Origin of the sequence: Arthrobacter sp. NEB 688 (assembly GCF_013201035.1) — a bacterium.
Lineage (GTDB): Bacteria > Actinomycetota > Actinomycetes > Actinomycetales > Dermatophilaceae > Phycicoccus.
Genome location: NZ_CP053707.1, coordinates 1,002,059 through 1,024,310, shown reverse-complemented (window position 1 = coordinate 1,024,310; position 22,252 = coordinate 1,002,059). Strand labels below are relative to the sequence as shown.

At 75.1% G+C, this 22,252-nt stretch carries 18 protein-coding genes; 10 read left to right on the top strand and 8 right to left on the bottom strand.

Translation table 11 applies throughout. The features are described from left to right. Positions 1-58 precede the first annotated feature (58 nt). Positions 59-3,364: a DEAD/DEAH box helicase gene (locus HL663_RS04815; protein ID WP_286175938.1), complete on the top strand. Its 3,306-nt coding sequence runs from the start codon at positions 59-61 to the stop codon at positions 3,362-3,364. A gap of 127 nt (positions 3,365-3,491) precedes the next feature. Here HL663_RS04815 and fumC read toward each other — a convergent pair whose 3' ends face one another. After that, a complete protein-coding gene (gene fumC / locus HL663_RS04810; protein WP_173027304.1) occupies positions 3,492-4,913 on the bottom strand; it encodes a class II fumarate hydratase in 1,422 nt (473 codons plus the stop codon). 362 nt (positions 4,914-5,275) lie between these two features. On the opposite strand from fumC, the gene HL663_RS04805 reads away from it, so the two are divergent. After that, positions 5,276-6,082, top strand: coding sequence for an esterase/lipase family protein (locus HL663_RS04805; RefSeq protein WP_173027303.1), 807 nt, complete (start codon positions 5,276-5,278; stop codon positions 6,080-6,082). A 4-nt stretch (positions 6,083-6,086) separates the two neighbouring features. Next, entirely contained in the window at positions 6,087-7,481 is a 1,395-nt protein-coding gene (locus HL663_RS04800) for a WS/DGAT/MGAT family O-acyltransferase (RefSeq protein WP_216842677.1), read from the top strand. 9 nt (positions 7,482-7,490) lie between these two features. Here HL663_RS04800 and HL663_RS04795 read toward each other — a convergent pair whose 3' ends face one another. From HL663_RS04795 to HL663_RS04775, 5 genes are all read right to left on the bottom strand, one after another. Next, positions 7,491-7,913 carry a VOC family protein gene (locus HL663_RS04795; protein ID WP_173027302.1) on the bottom strand — a complete coding sequence of 141 codons (423 nt, stop codon included), beginning with the start codon at positions 7,911-7,913 and terminating at the stop codon, positions 7,491-7,493. Between the two features lie 113 nt (positions 7,914-8,026). Continuing rightward, entirely contained in the window at positions 8,027-8,509 is a 483-nt protein-coding gene (locus HL663_RS04790; RefSeq protein WP_173027301.1) for a pyridoxamine 5'-phosphate oxidase family protein, read from the bottom strand. Between the two features lie 79 nt (positions 8,510-8,588). After that, positions 8,589-9,977, bottom strand: a complete 1,389-nt coding sequence (gene gnd, locus HL663_RS04785; RefSeq protein WP_286176044.1) for an NADP-dependent phosphogluconate dehydrogenase — start codon at positions 9,975-9,977, stop codon at positions 8,589-8,591. Between the two features lie 371 nt (positions 9,978-10,348). Further along, positions 10,349-11,842, bottom strand: a complete 1,494-nt coding sequence (locus HL663_RS04780) for a cryptochrome/photolyase family protein (RefSeq protein ID WP_173027299.1) — start codon at positions 11,840-11,842, stop codon at positions 10,349-10,351. After that, positions 11,842-13,095 (bottom strand): FAD-dependent oxidoreductase, encoded by a 1,254-nt coding sequence (locus HL663_RS04775; RefSeq protein ID WP_173027298.1) that lies wholly within the window; start codon positions 13,093-13,095, stop codon positions 11,842-11,844. The genes HL663_RS04780 and HL663_RS04775 overlap by 1 nt, the downstream gene beginning before the upstream one ends. A 170-nt stretch (positions 13,096-13,265) precedes the next feature. Here HL663_RS04775 and HL663_RS04770 point away from each other — a divergent pair, with 170 nt between their 5' ends. Genes HL663_RS04770 through HL663_RS04740 form a run of 7 tightly spaced genes read left to right on the top strand, consistent with a single transcriptional unit; the run spans position 13,266 to position 20,425 of the window. Beyond that, complete coding sequence (locus HL663_RS04770) at positions 13,266-14,384, top strand: polyprenyl synthetase family protein (RefSeq protein WP_173027297.1); 1,119 nt, start codon at positions 13,266-13,268, stop codon at positions 14,382-14,384. Beyond that, a complete protein-coding gene (crtI, locus tag HL663_RS04765; protein WP_173027296.1) occupies positions 14,381-15,892 on the top strand; it encodes a phytoene desaturase family protein in 1,512 nt (503 codons plus the stop codon). The genes HL663_RS04770 and crtI overlap by 4 nt, the downstream gene beginning before the upstream one ends. After that, positions 15,889-17,403 (top strand): isopentenyl-diphosphate Delta-isomerase, encoded by a 1,515-nt coding sequence (gene idi, locus HL663_RS19330; protein WP_286175935.1) that lies wholly within the window; start codon positions 15,889-15,891, stop codon positions 17,401-17,403. Before crtI ends, idi begins: the two co-directional genes overlap by 4 nt. Next, a complete protein-coding gene (locus tag HL663_RS04755; RefSeq protein WP_286175934.1) occupies positions 17,400-17,747 on the top strand; it encodes a lycopene cyclase domain-containing protein in 348 nt (115 codons plus the stop codon). The genes idi and HL663_RS04755 overlap by 4 nt, the downstream gene beginning before the upstream one ends. Continuing rightward, on the top strand, positions 17,740-18,060 hold the full coding sequence (locus HL663_RS04750; RefSeq protein ID WP_173027295.1) for a lycopene cyclase domain-containing protein: 321 nt from the start codon (positions 17,740-17,742) through the stop codon (positions 18,058-18,060). The genes HL663_RS04755 and HL663_RS04750 overlap by 8 nt, the downstream gene beginning before the upstream one ends. After that, complete coding sequence (locus tag HL663_RS04745) at positions 18,057-18,791, top strand: class I SAM-dependent methyltransferase (protein ID WP_173027294.1); 735 nt, start codon at positions 18,057-18,059, stop codon at positions 18,789-18,791. The genes HL663_RS04750 and HL663_RS04745 overlap by 4 nt, the downstream gene beginning before the upstream one ends. Next, positions 18,788-20,425: an FAD-dependent oxidoreductase gene (locus HL663_RS04740; RefSeq protein WP_286175933.1), complete on the top strand. Its 1,638-nt coding sequence runs from the start codon at positions 18,788-18,790 to the stop codon at positions 20,423-20,425. Before HL663_RS04745 ends, HL663_RS04740 begins: the two co-directional genes overlap by 4 nt. Here HL663_RS04740 and HL663_RS04735 read toward each other — a convergent pair. Further along, on the bottom strand, positions 20,412-21,164 hold the full coding sequence (locus tag HL663_RS04735) for an SDR family oxidoreductase (protein ID WP_173027292.1): 753 nt from the start codon (positions 21,162-21,164) through the stop codon (positions 20,412-20,414). The genes HL663_RS04740 and HL663_RS04735 overlap by 14 nt on opposite strands. Beyond that, a complete protein-coding gene (locus tag HL663_RS04730; protein ID WP_173027291.1) occupies positions 21,161-22,195 on the bottom strand; it encodes a DUF5914 domain-containing protein in 1,035 nt (344 codons plus the stop codon). The genes HL663_RS04735 and HL663_RS04730 overlap by 4 nt, the downstream gene beginning before the upstream one ends. Between the last annotated feature and the right edge of the window lie 57 nt (positions 22,196-22,252).

Genomic DNA, 22,252 nt, shown 5'->3' with positions numbered 1-22,252 from the left:
GGGGTGTTCGGGTCCGCCGCGCCAGGGGGCGGACCGTTCTCGTCGGAGGAGGGTGCCCGTGGCCCGGGTCGTCACCGCCGGACGCCTCGCCGAGCTGACCAACCGCGAGCTCGGCGACGTCTGCGGCACCGTCACCGTCGCGCGCGGGCTGGCGTACGTGCGCGAGGGCCGCGTCGTCGACGTCCACGTCTCCTCCGACGGCGCGCACGCCACCGGGTGGGTCGGTGGCAGCCAGGGCGAGACGTACACGACCGAGGTCGCGCTGCGGCCGAGCGAGTCGGTCGGCACGCGCTCGGTCCGCCGCTGGCACAGCGAGTGCTCCTGCCCGGTCGCCAGCGACTGCAAGCACGCCGTGGCCGTCGCCGCGCGCGTCCGCGAGCTCGACCCCGCGCCGCCCGCCCCCGGCGAGGAGCCCCGGCCGACGTGGGAGCGCGCGCTCGGCGGCGTGCTCACCGACGACGTCCCGCGGCACGTCACGCCCGTCGGCCTGCTCATCGAGGACGCCACCGCGACCGGCGGCCGCGCTCGCGTCACCGACGACACGGGGCGCGCCCAGCTGCGGCTGCGCCCGGTCGTGCCGGGCACGCGCGGCGCGTGGATCCGTACCGGGGTCTCCTGGGAGAGCTTCGCCGGCGGCTACTACGGCTACGGCCGGGTCACCTACTCCGACGACCACGTCGACGCGCTGACCGCCATCGCCGACGCCCACCGCCGCTCGGTCCGGGCCTTCGGCTACGGCCGGATGCCCGACGCCATCCTCCTCGACCACCTCGGCAGCGGATGGGTGTCGCTGCTGCGCTCGGCCGACCGCGCCGGCGTCCGCCTGCTCACCGACCTCACCGGCGAGGGACACGTCGCGTTCGCCTCCGACCCCGCCGAGCTCGTCGTCGACATCGAGCGCAGCGCCGACGGCGCGACCCTCCACCCGCGCCTGGACCTGCCCGTCGAGCCCGGCACCGACACCCACCTCGTCGGCTCGCCGGCCACCGGGTTCTGGCTGCGCGACGACGGCACGCTCGTCCTCGGCGCCCTGACCGAGCCGCTCGACGGCTCCCGCCAGCGCCTGCTCGACCTCGGCGCGGTCGAAGTCCCCGAGGACGACTGGGCGCGCTTCACCGTCACGCACCTGCCCGCGCTGCGGCGCAAGGCCCGGGTGCGCAGCCTCTCCCCCGAGCTCGACCTGCCGGACGCCGTGCCGCCGCGCCTCGCCCTCGACGTCACGGTCGAGCCCGGGCACCGCACGCACCTGCGCTGGGGCTACCGCTACGGCGGCCCGACCGGCGTGTACGTGCCGCTCGGCTCCGACGAGCCCGACCCGATGCGCGACCACGGCGCCGAGCGCCGGCTCGTCGACGAGCTGCGCGGCGTGCCCGACGCGGCCGAGTTCGACGTCCTGTGGCAGCTGCTCGCCCAGCACCACCGCCTCGTCCCCGAGCTGCGCCTGCACGCGTTCACGACGATCGCCTTCGCGCGCCTCCTGCCGGTCCTCCAGGAGCTGCCGTTCCTCGACGTCGAGGTCCACGGCCAGGTCGCCGAGTACACCGAGGTCGACGAGGCCCCGCTCATCCAGGTGTCGACGAGCGACGGGTCCGGCGGCGGGGGCGGCGCCTCCACCGACTGGTTCGACCTCGACATCTCGGTCACGGTCGCCGGCGAGGACGTGCCGCTCGCGCCGCTCATCGAGGCGATCGCCCGCGGCCACGAGCACCTCATCCTCGACTCCGGCACGTGGTTCGCGCTGGCCCGCCCCGAGCTCGAGACGCTGCGCCGGCTCGTCGACGAGGCCCGCTCGCTCCAGGACAAGCCGTCCGACCCGCTGCGCATCTCGGCCGTGCACGTCGGGCTCTGGGAGGAGCTCGCGGCGCTCGGGGTCGTCGACGAGCAGAGCGAGCGCTGGCGCCGGACCGTCGGGCGGCTCGTCGACGGCGAGGGCGTCGAGCCGGCCGAGGTGCCGGCCGCGCTCCAGGCCACCCTGCGGCCCTACCAGGTCGACGGCTTCCGCTGGCTGTCCCTGCTCTGGGACTGCGGCCTCGGCGGCGTGCTCGCCGACGACATGGGCCTGGGCAAGACGATGCAGATGCTCGCCCTCGTCCTGCGTGCCCACGAGCGCGGCGAGCTCGAGCACCCGGTCCTCGTCGTCGCGCCGACCTCGGTGCTCTCGACGTGGGCCGGCGAGGCCGCGCGCTTCGCGCCCTCGCTGCGCACCGTCGTCGTCGACCGCACCCGCGGCAAGGACGGCCGCTCGCTGGCCGCGGCCCTCGGGGACGCGCAGGTCGTCATCACCTCGTACACCGTCGCGCGCATCGACGAGGAGGCCTGGCGCTCGCGGGAGTGGTCGGCCGTCGTCCTCGACGAGGCGCAGTTCGTCAAGAACCACCAGGCCAAGACCTACCAGGCGGTGCGCCGGCTCACCGCTCGCGCGAAGTTCGCCATCACCGGCACGCCGCTGGAGAACTCGCTCATGGACCTGTGGTCGCTCCTGTCGATCGTCGCGCCCGGGCTGCACCCGCGGCCGGGGGCGTTCAAGGAGCAGTGGGCCAACCCGATCGAGCGCGACGGCGACGTCGAGCGCCTGGCCCTGCTGCGCGCCCGCGTCCGGCCGCTCATGCTGCGGCGCACCAAGGAGGCGGTCGCCCGCGAGCTGCCGCCCAAGCAGGAGCAGGTCCTCACCGTCGACCTCCACCCGCGCCACCGCGCCGTCTACGACCGGCACCTCCAGCGCGAGCGGCAGCGCCTGCTCGGGCTCATCGACGACCTCGACGGCAACCGGATGGCCGTGCTGCGCGCCCTCACCGCGCTGCGGCAGATGTCGCTCGACCCCTCGCTCGTCGACGAGGAGTACGCCGGCCTCGCCGAGTCCGCCAAGGTCGACACCCTCGTCGAGCACGTCACCGAGCTCGCCGGCGAGGGGCACCGGGCGCTGGTGTTCTCGCAGTTCACCGGCTTCCTCGCGATCGTCCGGCGGCGCCTGGAGGCCGAGGGCATCGCCTACGAGTACCTCGACGGCCGCACCCGCGACCGCGCCGACCGGATCGCCGCCTTCCGCGACGGCCAGGCCCCGGTGTTCCTCATCTCGCTCAAGGCCGGCGGCTTCGGCCTCACCCTGACCGAGGCGGACTACGTCTTCGTCCTCGACCCGTGGTGGAACCCCGCCGCCGAGGCGCAGGCCATCGACCGCGCGCACCGCATCGGGCAGACCCGCCCGGTCAACGTCTACCGGCTCGTGTCCCGCGGCACGGTCGAGGAGAAGGTCGTCGCGCTCCAGGAGCGCAAGCGCGACCTCTTCACCCGGGTCGTCGACGAGGGCGCGGCGATGAGCCGGGCCCTGACCGCGGACGACCTGCGCGGCCTCCTCTCCGGCTGACCGCCACCCGCCCCTGCGCCCGCTCTCCCGTCCCCCCGTGCGCGCCTTCCGCGAACGTGTGTGAACACGCCGGTGATCCCCGGCGTGTTCACACACGTTTGCGGGAGGGGGCACAGGGGGCCGGGGGTCAGTCGGGGCGGGTCATCGCGGCGGGGACGACCCAGCGGTCGTAGTCCTCGTCGGTGACGTGCCCCGAGGCCAGCGCCGCCTCGCGCAGCGTCGACCCGTCGCGGTGCGCCTGCTTCGCGATGGCCGCCGCCGCGTCGTAGCCGATGTGCGGTGCGAGGGCCGTCACGAGCATGAGGTCGGCGTCGAGGTGCTCGGCGATGCGCTCGCGGTCGGCCTCGAGGCCCTCGACGCAGTGCTCGCGGAAGGAGCGGCAGACATCCGAGAGCAGCCGCACCGACTCGAGCACCGCGTGCGCCATGACCGGCGTGAAGACGTTGAGCTGGAAGTTGCCCTGCGTGCCGGCGAACCCGACGGTCGCGTCGTTGCCGAACACACGCGTGACGACCATCGTCATCGCCTCGGACTGGGTGGGGTTGACCTTGCCCGGCATGAACGAGGACCCCGGCTCGTTCTCGGGGATGCGCAGCTCGCCGATGCCGGTGCGGGGCCCGGACGCCAGCCAGCGCACGTCGTTGGCCAGCTTCATGAGGCCGCCCGCGAGCGTGCGCAGCGAGGACGACACCGCGACGAGCGCGTCGTGCGCGGCGAGCTGGACGAAGAGGTTGTCGGCCTGCCGGAACGCCAGCCCCGTCTCGGCCTCGAGGTGGCGGGCGACGGTGGGGCCGAACGCCGCCGGGGCGTTGAGCCCGGTGCCGACCGCCGTGCCGCCGATGGCCAGGGCCAGCACCCGCTCGCCGGCGTACCGGACGTCGGCCTGCGCCTCGCGCAGCTGCCCGGCCCAGGCGCCGATCTCCTGCCCGAGGGTCACCGGGGTGGCGTCCTGGAGGTGGGTGCGCCCGACCTTGACGACGTCGCCGAGCTCGGCGGCCTTGGCGACGAGGGCGGCGCAGAGGGCGTCGACCGCCGGGTGCAGCCGCTCGGCGAGCTCGAGCGCGACGGCGACGTGCACCGCGGTCGGGAAGGTGTCGTTGCTCGACTGGCTGCGGTTGACGTGGTCGTTCGGGTGCACCGGGTCCTTGGAGCCGAGCTCGCCGCCGAGCAGCTCGACCGCCCGGTTGGCGACGACCTCGTTGGCGTTCATGTTCGACTGCGTCCCCGAGCCGGTCTGGAAGACGACGAGCGGGAAGTGGTCGTCGAGCTCGCCGCGCGCGACCTCGTCGGCGGCCCGGACCACCGCGTCGGCGACCTCCTGCGGCAGCAGCCCGAGCTCGGCGTTGGCCAGGGCCGCGGCCTTCTTGAGCAGCCCGAGCCCCCGCACGACCGGCCGTCCCCAGACGAAGGTGTCGCGGCCGATGTCGAAGTGCTCGAGGCTGCGCTGGGTCTGCGCCCCCCAGTAGCGGTCGGCCGGCACCTCGACCGGCCCCATCGTGTCGCGCTCGGTGCGGGTGGCCCCGCCGACGGCCTCGGGCTGCGTGCTCATCCCTCCACGGTAGGCGCGTGCCCCGGCGCCGCCGCGCCCGCGTGTCACACCGTGTGACACCCTCCCCGCCCCGTGCACCGATCGTCGAAAGTGTCGAAAGATGCACACCCGACCCCCGACCCAGCGTGCATCAATCGTCGAAAGCGTCAGTTGGTGCACGCCGGCGGACGCAGGCCCGTGCAGAAATCGTCGAAAGCGTCGACTGATGCACGCCCGGCGCCGTGCAGGTGACGGTCCGGACACGGTCCGACGGCAGACTCCCGCGGCGAGCCGCGCTCTGCCACACTCACCTTCTGCCCAGTCGCACCGTCGCGAGCCCGGGTCCGGGTCCGTCGGCGGTGCGCCGCACGGAAGGAGCGAGGATGCCGAGGCTCGATGCGACGACCGGTGCCCCGGCCGCGCCGACGCTCTGGATGGCCCGCCGCGAGTGGCGCGCGGCCCTCGAGCTGGCGTCATCCGCCGTGCACACCCGCGACATCGGCGGCTGGCCGGTCGGCGACGGCCACCCCGTCATCGTCCTGCCCGGCTTCCTCGCCGGCCCCGAGTCCACCGTCTTCCTCCGCTCGCACCTGCGCCGGCTCGGCTACCGGGTCCACGACTGGCGCCAGGGCCGCAACCTCGGCGCGAGCCCCGAGCTCGCCGCCCGGCTCGAGGACCTGCTCCTCGAGGTCTACGACCGCTACGGCCGTCGGGTCAGCCTCGTCGGCTGGAGCGCGGGCGGCATCTACGCCCGCGAGATGGCCCGCGCCCTGCCCGACTACACCCGCTCGGTCGTCACGCTCGGCAGCCCCTTCCGGCACCACCCGGCCGCCACGCGGGCCTGGGCGATGTACCGCGTGATGAACCGCCACCACCTCGACCAGATGTTCACCGACGAGGCCATGGCCCTGCGCGCGGCCCCGCTCGAGGTGCCGACGACCAGCATCTGGTCGCGGACCGACGGCATCGTCGCGTGGGAGTGCTGCGTCGTCGACCCCGGCCCGCTCGCCGAGAACGTCGAGGTCGAGGCCACGCACCTCGGCTACGGCCACCACCTCGACACGCTGCGCGTGCTCGCGGACCGGCTGGCCCAGCAGGAGGGGGACTGGCGGCCGTGGGCGCCGGCCACCGACGAGGCCCCGCCACAGCACCCCGACGACGGCGACCCGCTGCACGACGTGGCGGGCTGACCGCGTGCCGCGCACGCGCTGGGCCTCCCCGCTGGACTCGATCTTCCTCATCGGCGAGACCCCCGAGACCCTCATGCACGTCGGATCGCTCCTCCACTTCACGCTGCCCCCGGACGCCGGGGACGGCTGGCTGCGCGACCTCGTCGCCGACGTGCGCGCCTCCCCCGTCGAGACGCCCTGGACCTTCCGCCTCCAGACCCGTCGGGTGCTGCGGCAGCCCGTCCACCGCTGGGTCGAGGACGACGGCTTCGACGTCGACTACCACGTACGCCACTCGGCCCTGCCGAGCGGCGGCGGCGAGCGCGAGCTCGGGGTGCTCGTCTCGCGGCTGCACTCCAACCAGCTCGACTTCCGCCGCCCGCCGTGGGAGATGACCTTCATCGAGGGGGTCGCGCCCGGGCGGTTCGCGGTCTACACGAAGATCCACCACAGCCTCGTCGACGGCTACACCGGCAACCGCCTGCTCCAGCGCGGCCTGTCCGAGGACCCGGACGACCGCACCCACCCGCACTTCCTCGGCCTGACGCGCCGGCCGCGGGCCGAGGGCGAGGCGCGCGAGCCGGTCGGCGACGTGACCGCCATCCTGCGCAGCATCGGCAACGCCGTCACCTCGATGCCGGAGGTCGCCCGCACCCTCGTCGGCACCCAGCTGCGGCGCGGCGGCCCGAGCACGCGGGCCGTGACGTCCTACCAGGCACCGGTGAGCATCCTCAACGGGCGGACCGGCCGGGCGCGCCGGTTCGCGACGCAGCAGTACGAGCTCGAGCGGCTGCGGGCGGTCGCCCGGGCGCGCAACGCCACGCTCAACGACGTCCTCATGGCGATCTGCGCGGGTGGGCTGCGGCGCTTCCTCGACGACCTCGCGAGCCTGCCCGACCGGCCGCTGGTGGCGTTCGTGCCGGTCAACGTCCGCGCCCCCGAGAGCGAGGGCGGCGGCAACTACGTCGGTGCGACGCTCGTGTCGCTGGCGACCGACATCGAGGACCCCGTCGCCCGGCTCGCCGCGATCACCGCCTCGTCGCGCGCGGCCAAGACCCGGATGCGTGGGATGGGCGGCGACGCGGTCATCGCCTACAGCGCGGCGCTCCTGGCGCCGGCCGGGCTCCAGGTGCTGCGGGCGATGAGCGGCCTGCCGCTGCCCGGCCCGCTGACCCTCAACGTCTGCATCTCGAACGTCCCCGGGCCGACCAAGGCGCTGTACTGGCGCGGGGCGCGGCTCGACGCCACCTACCCGGTGTCGATCCCCGGGCACTCGATGGCGCTCAACATCACCGCGCAGTCGTACGCGGGCACGCTGAACCTCGGGTTCATCGGCGACCGCGACGCCCTGCCGCACCTCCAGCGGCTCGCCGTGCACACCGGCGCCGCGCTCGAGGAGCTCGAGGCCGCGACCGCCTGACCCGGGGGGTCAGCCCTGTGGCGGCTCCCCGCGGCCGACGTTGACCATCCACGAGATGCCGAAGCGGTCGGTCAGGGCGCCGAACTCGTCGCCCCACATCTGCTTCTCGAGCGGCATCGTCACGGTGGCGCCCTCGCTCAGGCCCTCCCAGTAGCGGCGCAGCGCGTCGTCGTCACCGCTGAGCGAGACGTGGACGTTCGAGGCGGCGGTCGTGACGCCGTCCTGCCCGGGCGGCAGGTCCGAGGCCATGAGGACGAACCCGTCGGGCGTCGCGAGGTAGGCGTGCATGACGCCGTCGGACCCCTCGCCCTCCATCCCGTACTGACCGAAGGTCATGACGTCGAGGCTGCCTCCGAGGACCCCCTGGTAGAAGGTCATCGCCTCGCGGGCCGTGCCAGGGAAGTTGAGGTAGGGGTTGAGCTGGCTGGACATGGGGGCCTCCTGCGCCGGTCGTCGCTGACGGTCCGCGACGCTACGCCCGAGCACCGACACTGACCAGCCCCTCCGGGAGGGGGATGTTCGGAGGGGCTGGTCGGTCGGGGCGGTCAGAGCTCGACGGTGCGGCTCTCACCGGGGTCGGGGCGCTCGCCGGTCAGGCGCGCCTTGACCATCTCGACGACGGTCGCGGCCCGGCCGGGGCTGTCCCAGTACTGCGCGGACTCGCCGTCGACGCGGATGACGGCGACCTCCGGGTCCTCCGGCTCCTTCTGGAACCAGGTCTTCGCGAACTCGTTCCACAGCTCGCGGGCCTTCTCGGGGTCGTGGCGGACGCTGGCCCGGCCGGCGACCGACACCCACGCGCCCTCCTTCGTGAAGGCGACGTTGACGTGCGGCTCGGCCTCGATCTCCGCCGCGGCGGCGCTGTCGCGCTGGGCGAGGAACCAGAACGTCCCGTCGTCGTCGACCTCCTGCAGCGTCATCGGGCGGGAGGTCAGCGCTCCGCTCTCGCGGTGCACGGTGGTGAGCATCGCGGTGCGCTGGTCCTCGACGAGCTCCTTGACGTGGGCGGCGCCCTCGTGGTGGGTCATCGGCCGGTCTCCTTCCGGTGGTGGGTCCTCTCCTGCTACCCGCCGGGCTCGGGGGTCACACGGCCCAGCGGGGACGACCTCAGGCGTCGACCTCGGAGCGGTCGTCGGACCACAGCGTGTGGAAGGAGCCCTCGCGGTCGGTGCGCTCGTAGGTGTGCGCCCCGAAGTAGTCGCGCAGGCCCTGGACGAGCGCGGCCGGCAGCCGCTCGGCGCGCAGCGCGTCGACATAGGCGAGCACCGACGAGAAGACCGGGGCGGGCAGGCCGGCGGCCACCGCGGCGGTGACGACCCGGCGCAGCGCGGGCAGGCGCTCGCCGACGGCCGCGGCGAACTGCGGGGTCGCGAGGAGCGAGGGGGCGTCGGCGTGCTCGTCGAGCGCCTCGGTGATGTCCGAGAGCAGCCGCGCCCGGATGATGCAGCCGTCGCGCCAGATGCGCGGCAGGTCGGCGAGCTCGACGTCCCAGCCCTGCTCTTCCGAGCCGTCGCGCACCATGTCCAGGCCCTGCGCGTAGGAGACGACCTTGGCGGCGTAGAGGGCCTGGCGCAGGTCGTCGGTGGTCACGGTGACCGCGACGCCCGGCGCGGCCTCGCCGCCGAGGGCCTCGCGGACGGCCGCCCGGCGGGCGGTGTCGCCGGACACGGCGCGGGCCATCGTCGCCTCGGCGATGCCGGTGACCGGCACCCCGAGGTCGAGGGCGGTCTGCACGGTCCAGCGGCCCGTGCCCTTCTGCTCGGCGGCGTCGCGGACGACGTCGACGAAGGGGCGGCCGGTGTCGGCGTCGGTGTGGGCGAGGACCTCGGCGGTGATCTCGACGAGGTAGGACTCGAGCTCCGTGCCGTTCCACTCGCGGAAGGTGTCGGCGACCGCCGACGCCTCGAGGCCGAGGACGTGGCGCATCAGGTCGTAGGTCTCGGCGATGAGCTGCATGTCCGAGTACTCGATGCCGTTGTGCACCATCTTGACGAAGTGCCCGGCGCCGTCCGGGCCGATGAGGGTGCAGCAGGGCTCGTCGTCGACGTGGGCGGAGATGACCTCGAGGAACGGGCCGATCTCGGCGTAGGTGTCGCCGTCGCAGCCCGGCATGATCGACGGGCCCTCGAGCGCCCCGACCTCGCCGCCGGAGACCCCGACCCCGGCGAAGCGGATGCCCTTCTCCTGCAGCGCCGCGTGCCGGCGGGCGGTGTCGCGCCAGTGCGCGTTGCCGGCGTCGGCGACGACGTCGCCCTCGTCGAGCAGCGGCACGAGCTCGTCGATGACGGCGTCGGTGCCCTCCCCGGCCTTGACCATGACGATGATCCGGCGCGGGCGCTCCAGCGAGTCGACGAGGTCCTCGAGCGAGCGGGCGAGGGTGAAGTCGCCCTCGTCGCCGAACTCCTCGACGAGCGACTCGGCCTTGGCGGTCGTCCGGTTGTGGACGGCGACCCGGAAGCCGTTGCGGGCCAGGTTGCGGGCGAGGTTGCGACCCATCACCGCCAGGCCCGTCACCCCGACCTGGGCGTGCCCCGTGCGGCTGGCGCCGTCCGTCGTCGTCTCGTCCGTGCTCACGGCGTCGCTGCTCATCCGGGCTCTCCCGTCGTCCAGGGGTGGGGTGCCGACCGCGGACGGCCGGGGCGTGCTCTCCGAGCCAACCCCGCGGGGCGCCCCGCTCTTCCCACCCTCGACAGCCGACCGCTCCCCGGTCGCGCCCAGTTCGCTCCCAGCACCTCCCAGCCCGAGTCACCTGCGTATCGGGTCACCCGATACGGGCGCGCTTCACCCCGGAACCGTTCCCGGGTGAGGCGCAGCGGTATCGGGTCACCCGATACGCGTGGGGTCAGTGGGGGTGGGCGGGGGCCGGGTCAGAGGCGGCGGACGACGCGGCGGCTGCGGGCGAGCAGCTCCTCGCGGCGGGCCGGGTCCATGCCGTCCCAGGTGCGGGTGACCATCCGGGAGCGGACGTTGGACTCGAAGACCTCGCGGTGGTGCTCGACGAACCCCCAGTAGAGGGCGTCCCAGTCGTCGCGCCACTCGCCGGGCCCGAAGTCGGTCATCTTGCGCAGGTAGTTGCTGCCCGAGACGTACGGCTTGGTCGTGATGCCGGTGCCGGCGGCGAACTGCGACATCGCGTAGACGTTGGGGACCATGACCCAGTCGTAGGCGTCGACGAAGAAGGCCGTGAACCACTCGTAGACCTCGTCGGGGTCGGTGCGCAGCAGGCACATCGCGTTCCCGAGGACCATGAGCCGCTCGATGTGGTGGGCGTAGCCGCGCTCGATCGCGCCGCGCACGACGTGGTCGACGGGGTCGAGCCCGGTCGTGCCGTCCCACCAGCCGGCGGCGAGGGAGCGGGTGTGCCGCAGGTGGTTCGAGCTGCGCATCCGCCGGCCGTAGAGGTGGTAGGTGGCGCGCATGTACTCGCGCCACCCGATGAGCTGGCGCACGAACCCCTCGAGCGAGGGCAGGTCGACACCCTGCTCGTCGGCGGCCTCGAGCACGGTCGCGAGGACCTCGCGCGGGTCGAGCAACCCGCAGTTGAGCGCCGGGGTGATGGCGGCATGGAAGACGAACGGGTGCTCGGTGGCGACGGCGTCCTCGTACGGGCCGAACTGGGCGAGGCGCTCGGCGACGAACTCGCGCAGCCCCTCCCGTGCCTGCTCGTGGGTGACGGGCCAGTCGAAGGTGTCGGCGCGGCCGGGGGCGTCGGGGAACTCCTCGCCGACCCACGCGATGGCCTCCTCGACCTCGGGCAGCCGCTCGGGCGAGGCGCGCCGCGGGACCTCGTGCCCCTTCGGCAGCTTCTTGCGGTTCTCGGTGTCGAAGGACCATCGGCCGCCGACCGGCTGGTCGTGGCCACCGCCCTCGACGAGGACGTCGAACCGCTGGCGCTGCCACTGGTAGAAGGTCTGCATCCGGGCCCGGTGCGACCCGAACCACTCGGTCAGCTCGGGGCGCGTCGTGAGGAAGTTGGGGGTCTCCTCGACGTCGTCCGGCCCCAGCTCGACCTTCGCCTCGCGGAAGGCGCGGCGCACGTCGCGCAGCAGCCAGTCGTCGACGACGTCGTGCAGGCGCACCTCGTCGGGCGCGGCCTCGACGAGCAGCTCGGCGAGCCGGGTGCGGGTCGTGCGCCGGGCCGAGGTCTCGATGACGTCGACGTCGAACCCCTTCCCCCGCAGCCGGTCCGCGAACAGCCGCATCGAGGCGCGGTGCAGGACGAGCTTCTGCGCGTGGAAGGGCTGCTGCCGGAAGAGCAGGTCGTCCTCGACGAGCACGAAGCGCGTCCCGGCCGGCTCGTCGAGCAGCGACTCGAAGAGCTGGTGGGGGAAGACGACGCGCAGCCGGCGGCGGGCCGCCATCAGGCGTCCGCCCGGTGCCCGAGGACCGCCCCGGCCATCCGGTGGCCGGAGACGAGCGCCCCCTGGATGGACGCGGTGTCGCGGTGGTCGCCGGCGACGAGCACGCCCTCGGCCACCCGGGCCGGCGCCGTGAGGCGCAGCGGCGCCGACTGCGCGGGCAGCGCGTCGTGCACGTCGTCGCGCCGGATGGTGCGCCACGAGGCGGTCGAGCAGCCGAAGACCTCGGCGGCCTGGCGGCGCACGTCGTCCTCGGAGGCGTCGTGACCCGGGCCGAGCAGCGTCGTCACCTCGACGAGGTGGGCGTCCGGCGGCGCGTACGACGGCACCGCGTTGCTCACGACGGCGGCGTTGACCATCGGGCCGCGCCGGCGGCCGTCGACGACGACCTTGTCCGAGCGGGTGGGCGCCTCGTCGGCCGCGAACCACCAGGTGCGCAGGCCGCGGGTGACCGGGGCGGGGACGTCGACGAGCCCGGCGACGGCCTCGGGCCCGACGGCGACGACGACGGAGCGCGCCCGGACCGACGTGCCGTCGGCGCACTCGACGGTGGGCTCGACGCCGGGCCGCACCCCGACGACCGGGCTCGACAGGCGCAGGTCGACCGGCGTGCGGCGGCGCACCGCCCGGTCGGCGAGCCACTCGGGCAGGGCCCGGATGCCGCGCGCGGGCAGCCCGGGCACGCCGAGCGCGAACATCCGCACGAGGAGGCGGACGAAGGCCTCCGAGGTCTCGGCGCGGTCCTCGGCGACCACCCCGGCGAGGAAGGCCTCGAGCACCTCGGTGCGCAGCGGCCCGGACACGCCGGCGGCGTCGAGGCCCTCGTGGAGCGGACGGTCGGCGCCGCGCTTGACGCGGCCGGGTGCGGTGAGGGCGGGCGCGGCCCAGCGACCGAGGGCGAGCATCCCCCGGGGGTCGAGGAGGCCGCTGCGCAGCGTGGCGGCCAGGCGCCTGGGCTCGCGCAGCGGGTGGGCGAGCTCGACGAGCCCGCGCTCGCGCCGCACGAGCAGGCCGGCGCCGAAGGGGCGCAGGGCGAGGTCGTCGACGTCGACCCAGCGGCGCACCGCGGGGTAGGCCGGGTTGAGGACCTGGAAGCCGCGGTCGAGGAGGAACCCGTCGACCTCGTCGGTGCGCTGGCGACCCCCGACGACGCCCTCGCGCTCGAGGACCACGACGGTGCGCCCGGCCTCCGCGAGGCGGTCCGCGCACCGCAGACCGGCCAGTCCGGCCCCGACGACGACGACGTCCGCATCCACTCCCGCACCGTAGTACGCGGCCGTTGCGTGGGTAGTGGCCGACCGTGCCCCCGTCTAGGGTTCGACAGCGAGCACCGGTCCGGAGGCGACGGGTGGTTGAATCGTCCAACCCGCCGGGGGCCCGAGCAGACGACGAGCGACCGACGCGACGAGGGGCGGACCACCTCCCGATGACCATCCACCCGACCACCACCGGAACGCTGGACGTGCTGCGCCGCGACCCCGAGACCGAGCTGCTGCTCGCCGACGTCGACGACCTCCTCGAGCAGGTCCTCGAGGAGCTGGGCTCCATCCTGCGCGAGGTCGGGGGCGACCTCGTCACGAGCACCGCCGGGCCCCTCGCGGTCGACCTCGTCGACGAGCTGGCCCAGCGGCTGCGCCACCCCGGCAAGCGGCTGCGGCCGCTGCTCACCGGGTGGGGATGGGCCGTCGCCGGCGGTCCTTCCGACACCCGCGAGGAGCTCGTCCGGGTGGCCGCCGCCCTCGAGCTGCTCCAGCTCTTCGCCCTCGTCCAGGACGACGTGATGGACCGCAGCGACGAGCGGCGCGGCCGGCCGGCCCTGCACCTCGTCGCCACCGAGCGGCACGTCGCGGAGGAGGGCCTCGGCGACGCCGAGCTCTTCGGCGACAGCGTGGCCGTGCTCGTCGCCGACCTCGCGCTCAGCGAGGCGACGCTGCTGGCCTCCGCCGGGACGCGCCGGGTCGCCCGCGCGTGGCGGGTCATGGCGACCGAGCTCGTCGAGGGCCAGCTGCTCGACGTCACGCACACCGCCGGGCGCGGCCGCGACCTCACGGTGTCGCGGCGCATCGGGCGCCTCAAGAGCGGCCGCTACACGATCACCCGCCCGCTCGAGCTCGGGGCGCTCGTCGCCGGGGCCGACCCCGAGGTCGTCGCGAGCCTCGTCGCCTGGGGCGACCTGGTCGGCGACGCCTTCGCGCTGCGCGACGACCTCCTCGGCGTCTGGGGCGACCCGGGCCTGACCGGCAAGCCCGCCGGCGACGACCTGCGCTGCGGCAAGCCGACCGTCCTGCTCGTCTGGGCCGCCGAGATGCTGCCCGAGCGCCACCGGCACCTCCTCGAGGCCTGCGACAGCGGCACCCTCGACGACGACGGCGTCCTCGCGCTGCGCCGGGCGATGCGCTCGTGCGGCGTCCGCGAGCGGGCCGAGGCCGCCATCGCCGACCTCGTCGAGCGCTCGCACGCCGCGGTCGAGCGGATCGACACCGACGACGAGACCCGGGCCGCCCTGCGCGAGCTGGCCCACGCCATCGGCTGGAGGTCGGCATGAAGGTCCTCGTCGTCGGCGCCGGGCTCTCCGGCCTGGCCGCCGCGTGCCACCTGACCGCCGCCGGCCACGACGTCACCGTGCTCGAGCGCGACGAGGTCGTCGGCGGCCGCGCCGGCCTGCTGCGGATGGGCGACTTCCGGTTCGACCCCGGGCCCGTCGTCATGACGATGCCCGAGCTGCTCCACGCCCCGATCCGGGCGGTCGGCGGCGACCCCGAGCGGCTCGTCCCGATGCGCCGCCTCGACCCGGCCTACCGGGCCGTCTACACCGACGGCTCCGAGCTGCAGGTGCGCGCCGACATGGCCGACCTGCGCGAGGAGGTGCGCCGCCTCTCCGGCGAGCGCGACGCGGCGGGCTTCGACCGCTTCCTCACGTGGCTCGAGGAGCTCTACGACGTCGAGTTCGACACCTTCATCGACCGCAACCTCGACTCCGTCCTCGACCTCGTGCGCAACCCCGTCACCGCGGCGCGGCTGCTCGGGCTCGGCGGGCTGCGCGCGCTCGGGCCGCGGGTCGCGTCGTTCTTCGAGGACGACCGGCTGCACCGGATCTTCGGCTTCCAGTCCCTCTACGCCGGCGTCGCCCCGGCCCAGGCCCGCGCGGTCTTCGCCGTCATCACGTACATGGACAGCGTCCGCGGCGTCTTCCACCCCGAGGGCGGGATGCACGCCGTCCCGGCCGGGATGGCCCGCGCCCTGGAGGACGCCGGCGTGCCGATCCACCTCGGGGTCGAGGTGACCTCGGTGCTGCGGCGCGGCGACGGGGCGGTGGCCGGGGTCGCGACCGCCGACGGCACGCGCCTGGCGGCCGACGCGGTCGTCTGCACCGTCGACCTGCCGGTGGCGTACGCCCGCCTGCTGCCCGAGGTCACGCCGCCGCGCGTCGTCCGGCGCGGCGACTACTCGCCGTCGGCCGTCGTCTGGCACCTCGGGGTCAAGGGACGCCCGGCGCCGGGCATCCACCACCACAACATCCACTTCGGCGACGCCTGGGACAGCGCGTTCGAGGCGCTCATCGACCGCGGCGAGCTGATGCCCGACCCCTCGCGCCTGGTCACGGTGCCCTCGCTCAGCGAGCCCTCGGTGGCGCCGGAGGGGCACTCGACCCTCTACGTCCTCGAGCCGGTGCCGCACACCGGCTCCGGGCTCGACTGGAGCCGCGAGAGCGGCCCGATGAAGGAGCGCCTGCTCGCGTTCCTCGACGCGAACGGCTACCCGACCGACGTCGTCGAGGAGCGGCTGGTCACCCCCGACGACTGGCTCGCGCAGGGGATGCACCTCGGCACGCCGTTCGCGCTGGCCCACACGTTCCTGCAGTCCGGGCCCTTCCGGCCCTCGAACGTCGACCGCCGCGTGCCCGGCCTCGTGTTCGCCGGCTCGGGCACGACGCCCGGCGTCGGCATCCCGATGGTGCTCGTCAGCGGGAAGCTCGCCGCCGAGCGGGTGCAGCAGTACGCGGGGGCCGCCGCTCCCGCCCCCCGGCCCCGTGCGGCAGGCTTGCCCGCATGAGCGGACCCCCCGCGGCCCTCCTCGAGGAGGGCTACGCCCGGTGCGCGGCCGTGACGCGCGAGCACGGCACGACGTACTACTGGGGCGCGCGCCTGCTCCCCCGCGCCGACCGCCGCCACGTCTTCGCGGTCTACACGCTGGCCCGCCTCGCCGACGACATCGTCGACCTCGCCGGCCCGGAGCCCGGGGCGTCGACCGCCGCGGACCTCGACGCCTTCGAGGCGCGCTTCCACGACGCGGTCGCCACCGGCACCTCCGAGGACCCGGTGCTCGCCGCCGTGGCGACCACGGTGCGCGAGCGCCGCATCCCCGACGAGTGCTTCACCCGGTTCTTCGGCGCGATGCGCACCGACCTCACCCGGCGCACCTACGAGACGTGGGAGGACCTGCTCGGCTACATGGACGGCAGCGCGGCGGTCATCGGCGAGATGATGCTGCCCGTCCTGCACCCGACGAGCGAGGCCCGTTCCCCCGCACGGGCGCTGGGCCTGGCCTTCCAGCTGACGAACTTCCTGCGCGACGTCGACGAGGACCTCGACCGCGGGCGCGTCTACGTCCCGCAGGAGGACCTGCGGCACTTCGGCGCCGACCCGTGGGCCCGCACGGTGACGCCCGAGTGGCGCGCGCTCATGGCCTTCGAGATCGAGCGCAACCGGCGCCTGTACCGCGAGGCCGACGCGGGCCTGTCCGTCCTCCCGCCGGCCTCGCTGCGCTGCGTCGCGACCGCCCGCGTGCTGTACGCCCGCATCCTCGAGCGCATCGAGGCCGCCGACCACGACGTCTTCTCGGGCCGCGTCCGCGTGCCGACCGCGGTCAAGGCCGGCCTCGCGGCCCGGATGGTCACCGCCCGCGACCCCCGGCGGCTCGTCGCCCGCGAGCGCTCGACCCGCCGCGCCACCGACCCCGCGTGGGTCGACGACGACGTGGTCCTCGTGGACGACGCCGGCCACCCGCTCGGGACCGCCCGCAAGGCCGAGGTCCACCACGACGCGACGCCGCTGCACCTCGGCTTCTCCTGCTACGTCGTCGACGACGAGGGGCGCCTGCTCGTCACCCACCGCGCCGACGACAAGCCGAGCTTCCCCGGCGTGGAGACGAACTCGGTCTGCGGCCACCCCCGGCCGGGCGAACCCCTCGAGGACGCCGTGCGCCGCCGGGCCCGCGACGAGCTCGGTGTCGAGCTGGCCGAGGTCCGCCTCGTGCTGCCGGCCTTCCGCTACCGCGCCCGGGCCCGCACCCTCGGCGAGAACGAGCTCTGCCCGGTGCTCGTCGCCCGGGCCGCGTCCACGGCGGCGAGCCCCGACCCGGTCGAGGTCGGCCGCGTCGACTGGGTCCCGTGGCAGCGGTTCTCGAGCGAGGTGCTGGCCGGCACCCGGCCCGTCTCGAGCTGGTGCGCCGAGCAGGTGCCACTCCTCGCCGCGCTCGGGCCGCATCCGCTCCAGTGGCCGACCGCCCCCCGCGAGCAGCTGCCCGCCGCGGCCCGCGCGGGCGACACCGTCGGGGCCGGGTGACCGTGGACGACCGCTACCAGTACCTGCTGCTCATGGCCGGGTGCCTGCTCATCACGCTGCCCCTCGAGCTCGTCCTGCGGGCCCGGGTCTACCGCCGACCGCTGCGGCTGCTCGCCGCGCTGCTGCCCGTCGTCGCGCTCTTCGTCGCCTGGGACGTGCACGGCATCCGGCGCGGCCACTGGACCTACAGCGAGCTCTACACGACGGGGATCATCCTCCCGCTCGACGTCCCGCTCGAGGAGCTCGTCTTCTTCGTCGTCATCCCGATCTGCGGGCTGCTGACCTACGAGGCGGTCGGCACCGTCCTGTCGGTCCTGCGCGAGCGGCGGCGGCAGGATGCCTGAGTACACGGCGCTCGCGGTCGTGTCGGTCGTCCTGACCGTCCTCGCCGAGCGGTTCTGGCTGCGCACCGGGGTGTTCCGCACGGCCAAGTACTGGCTGGCCATGGCCATCGTCTTCTTCTTCCAGGTGCTCGTCGACGGCTGGCTGACCAAGCTGTCGGCCCCGATCGTCATCTACGACGAGGCGCAGACGACCGGCGTCCGCATCCCCTGGGACGTCCCCGTCGAGGACTACCTCTTCGGGTTCAGCATGGTGACCCTGACGATTCTGCTGTGGGTCCGGCTCGGCCGGTCCCCCGAGGAGGTGGACCGATGAGCCCGCGCGACTGGGTGCTCGCCGACGCGTTCGACCGTGCCGCACCGACCTACGACGCGATGGTCGCCCTGTCGCCGGGGTACCACGACCAGCTGCGGACGGCGGCCGACGCGCTCGTCGAGCGGCTGCCCCGGCGCACCGGGGTGGCGCCGGTGGTCCTCGACCTCGGCTGCGGGTCCGGTGCCTCGACCCGGGCGCTCCTCGACGCGTGGCGAGACGGCGGCCGCGGGCCGCTGCACGTCACCGGGGTCGACGCCTCGGAGGGGATGGTCGAGCAGGCGCGGCGCAAGGCGTGGCCCGACGAGGTCGAGCTCGTCGTCTCGGACGCCGTGACCCACCTGCGCGGCCTGCCCGACGCCTCGGTCGACGGCGTGCTCGGGGCCTACCTGCTGCGCAACGTCCCGGACCGGCAGGCCCTCGTCGCCGAGGTGGCGCGCGTCCTGCGACCGGGCGGCGGCTTCGTCCTGCACGACTACTCCGTCGCGGGCAGCCGGCGCGCGCAGGCCATCTGGGCTGCGGTGTGCCACGGCATCATCATCCCGCTCGCCGCGGTCAAGCGCTCCGACGTGCCGCTGCACCGCTACCTCTACGAGAGCGTGCGCGACTTCGACTCCGTCGACCGGATGTGCGGCCGCCTGCAGGAGGCCGGGATGACCGACGTGCGCCACCGCTCCTACCCCGGATGGCAGGACGGCCTCGTCCACACCGTCGTGGGCCGGCGCGCGGCGTGACCCCCCGGCGTCCGACGTCCCTGCGCCCGGCGGCCCTGCGCCGCTCGCGCCCCTGGCGCCCCGGCGCCGACCGGCGGGCGGTCTTCCACGCCCCGCCGACCCCGTCGACGAGCGAGCGCCGGGCGCCGGCCGATCAGCACGTGGTCGTCGTCGGCGGAGGCATCGCCGGGCTGACCGCGGCGCTCGGGCTGGCCGAGCGCGGCGTACGCGTCACGCTGCTCGAGCGGGACGACCGGCTCGGTGGGCGCGTCGCGGCGTGGCCGGTGGCCCTGCCCGACGGCTCGGGCTCGAGCATGAGCCGGGGGTTCCACGCCTTCTTCCGGCAGTACTACAACCTGCGGGCGGTGCTGCGCCGCACCGACCCCACGCTCGCGCGGCTGCGGCCGCTGGAGGACTACCCCCTCGTGCGCAAGGACGGCGGCGCCGACTCCTTCGCGGGCATCCCGCGCACGCCGCCGGCCAACCTCGCGGCCTTCGTCGCCCGCTCCCCCAGCTTCGACCTCGCCGGGCTGCGCGGCGTCGACGTCGAGCAGGCGCTCGGCCTGCTCGACCTGCACTTCCCGGGGTCCTTCACCGACCTCGACGGCGTCAGCGCGTCCGAGGTCCTCGACCGGCTCCGGTTCCCCACCGCCGCACGCCACCTCGCGCTCGAGGTCTTCGCGCGCAGCTTCTTCGCCGACCCGCGCGAGTTCTCCGGCGCGGAGCTCCTCGCGATGTTCCACCTCTACTTCGTCGGCTCGTCCGAGGGCCTGCTCTTCGACGTCCCGCGCGACGACTACGACACGACCCTCTGGGGGCCGCTCGGGGCCCACCTGCACGGCCTCGGCGCCCGCGTGCGCGTCGGCCGCGAGGTGACGGGCGTCCTCGAGGGCGCCGACGGGCGACTCGCGGTCCACCACCGCGCGGCCGGCGGCGCGGGCGACGTGGAGGTGCTCGACGCCGACGCCGTCGTCCTCGCGCTCGACCCGGTCGGCCTGCGCGCGGTCACCGCCGCCTCGCCGGGCCTCGGCGACGCCGGATGGCGGGAGCAGGTGGCCGCCGTCCGCTCCGCCCCGCGCTTCGCGGTGTGGCGCCTCTGGCTCGACGGCCTCGTCGACCCCGCCCGCCCGCCGTTCCTCGGCACGAGCGGGTACGGCCCCCTCGACAACGTCTCGGTGCTGGAGCGCTTCGAGGACCACGCGACGACGTGGAGCGGCGCGCACGGCGGGTCCGTCGTCGAGCTGCACGCCTACGCCCTGCCCGCCGACGCCGCCGACGACGCGGTCCGCGAGGCCCTGCGCGCGGCCCTGCACGAGGTCTACCCCGAGACGGCCCGGCTCGGCGTCGTGCACGAGGAGTGGCTCGTCCGCGGCGACTGCGTCCTCGTCGGGCTCGAGCCGTGGGCATCCCGCCCGGGCGTCACCACCCCCGACCCGCGCCTCGTCCTCGCCGGCGACTCCGTGCGCTGCGACCTGCCCGTCGCCCTCATGGAGCGGGCCGCCACGACCGGGTGGCAGGCCGCCGACACCCTGCTCACCGGGTGGGGCCTGCCCGGCCACGGCGTCTGGTCGGTGCCGCTCGGCTCGCGGCTCGGACCGCTGCCCGGGCTGGCCCGCCGCGGCCTGCGCGCCGCGGCCACCCTCACCAGGCGGTGAAGCCGCCGTCGACGAGGAGGTCGGTGCCGGTGACGAACGACGCGCGCCGGCCGAGGAGGAACACGACCGGTTCGGCGACCTCCTCCACCTCCGCGAGCCGGCCCATCGGGGTCTGACCGGCGAACCCCGCGTTGAGCTCGGCGGGGTTGGTCCGCGTCATCGCCGTCAGCGTGTAGCCCGGGCTGACCGAGTTGACCCGGATGCCCCGCGGCGCCCATTCGACCGCGAGCGAGCGCCCGAGGTGGATGACGCCGGCCTTGGCCGCGCCGTAGGCCGCGTGGGTCACCCCGCGGTTGACGACGTGACCCGACATCGAGGCGATGTTGACGATGGACCCGCCACGGTCGGCCATGAGGTCGTGCTCCGCCTGGCAGGCGAACATCACCCCGTCGAGGTCGACCTGGACCACGCGCCGCCACTCATCCGCCGACATGCCGGCGGCCGCGTGGAGGCCGTCGACCCCGGCACAGTTGACCGCGTAGGAGACCGGACCCAGCTCGGCGGCGGTGGCGACGCCCCGGTGCACCGCCGCGCGGTCGCGGACGTCGAGGGCGGCCACCGCGTGCGCGACCCCTGCCGCCCGGCACACCTCCCCGAACGCCGAGGTGTCGGCGTCCGGGTGGTCGACGCAGAGCACGCCCACCCCGCGGGCGGCGAGCGCCTCGACGACGGCGAGCCCGATGCCCCGGGCGCCGCCGGTGACGACCGCGACGTGCCCGGCCTCGAGCTCGGGCCTCACCCGGACCAGCCGCGCCGGCGCAGGGCGTAGCGGCGGGCGGCGTACTCGAGGTCGTCGGCCCACAGCTGGCGCTGCGAGGCACGCATCCCGACCTGCACGGCCCGCGAGAGCGAGCGCGCGACCCGGAAGCCGACGCGGTCGGACGTCGCGACGACGGCCTCGGTCATCACGGTCCGGGCCGGGTGCTCGCCGGGGCCGGTGAGCGGGGTCGCGTGGGTCTCGACGACGCTGCCGGCGCCCTCGCCGTCGGTGATGGTCATGAGGACGGTGTGCGAGTCGGGGCAGGTGAACTCGGCGCGCACCGGGACCGCGAAGGTCCGCCCGAGCCGGTAGGCGACGTCGAGGACGAGCACGTCGTCGGACGAGGCGTCGTCGTCGACGGAGAGGTCGCTGAAGGCGTAGGGGTGCAGCCAGGCGCCGTGCCAGGGGTCGAGGCGGTTGGCGACGATGTCGCGCGGCTCGCAGTCGGCGAGCAGCGACACGACCGACGCCACCGAGGTCGCGGGGTCGGGCCGCTCGCCGAGCACCGGTGCGTCCGTGGGCCGGACGCCGTCCTCGACCGGGCCGACGCGCACCCAGACGAGGACACCGTCGTCGTGGGCGGCGTAGGTGTTCCAGGGCGGTGAGGTGTCGCGGCCGAGCGGCATCCCGTGCCACCGGCAGAGGACGTCACCGTCGACGACGTCGCAGTCGTGCAGCCGCGCGCCGAGGTGGGGGCACGCCCCCGGGCCGGCGAGCAGGCCGCCGCCGGCGTCGCGCCAGAGGACGACCTCGCGGCCCGCGACGGTCCGCACGAGCGAGCGGCCGCGGGGCACCTCGGCCGAGGCGCCGGCGACGAGCCAGCCGCGGGTCGGACGGCGCATCGCCGCCGCGAGGGAGGCGTCGATCCGGGCCGGGCGGGCCTCGCGCCAGGTGCCGCGCAGGTGGTCGGGAGTCGTCTGCGGCAGGTAGCGCACCGGGACGCGCGCGCGGACGGCGTCGGAGACCGAGCGGTCGCCGCGGGCCGGGCGGTCGGTGCGGAACAGGCTCATCCACCTACGCTAACCGGCCTGCGGCCGTGGGGGAACGCTCGGGCGCCGGCCGGACGG

What these genes read in the sequence shown, in the direction of transcription:
- HL663_RS04750 (WP_173027295.1), top strand. Translation starts at nt 17,740, where the DNA reads ATGCCTGAGTACACGGCGCTCGCGGTCGTGTCGGTCGTCCTGACCGTC.
- HL663_RS04745 (WP_173027294.1), top strand. Translation starts at nt 18,057, where the DNA reads ATGAGCCCGCGCGACTGGGTGCTCGCCGACGCGTTCGACCGTGCCGCA.
- idi (WP_286175935.1), top strand. Translation starts at nt 15,889, where the DNA reads ATGAGCGGACCCCCCGCGGCCCTCCTCGAGGAGGGCTACGCCCGGTGC.
- HL663_RS04770 (WP_173027297.1), top strand. Translation starts at nt 13,266, where the DNA reads ATGACCATCCACCCGACCACCACCGGAACGCTGGACGTGCTGCGCCGC.
- HL663_RS04790 (WP_173027301.1), bottom strand. Translation starts at nt 8,509, where the DNA reads ATGACCCACCACGAGGGCGCCGCCCACGTCAAGGAGCTCGTCGAGGAC.
- HL663_RS04730 (WP_173027291.1), bottom strand. Translation starts at nt 22,195, where the DNA reads ATGAGCCTGTTCCGCACCGACCGCCCGGCCCGCGGCGACCGCTCGGTC.
- HL663_RS04795 (WP_173027302.1), bottom strand. Translation starts at nt 7,913, where the DNA reads ATGTCCAGCCAGCTCAACCCCTACCTCAACTTCCCTGGCACGGCCCGC.
- HL663_RS04805 (WP_173027303.1), top strand. Translation starts at nt 5,276, where the DNA reads ATGCCGAGGCTCGATGCGACGACCGGTGCCCCGGCCGCGCCGACGCTC.
- fumC (WP_173027304.1), bottom strand. Translation starts at nt 4,913, where the DNA reads ATGAGCACGCAGCCCGAGGCCGTCGGCGGGGCCACCCGCACCGAGCGC.
- HL663_RS04780 (WP_173027299.1), bottom strand. Translation starts at nt 11,842, where the DNA reads ATGGCGGCCCGCCGCCGGCTGCGCGTCGTCTTCCCCCACCAGCTCTTC.
- crtI (WP_173027296.1), top strand. Translation starts at nt 14,381, where the DNA reads ATGAAGGTCCTCGTCGTCGGCGCCGGGCTCTCCGGCCTGGCCGCCGCG.
- gnd (WP_286176044.1), bottom strand. Translation starts at nt 9,977, where the DNA reads ATGGGTCGCAACCTCGCCCGCAACCTGGCCCGCAACGGCTTCCGGGTC.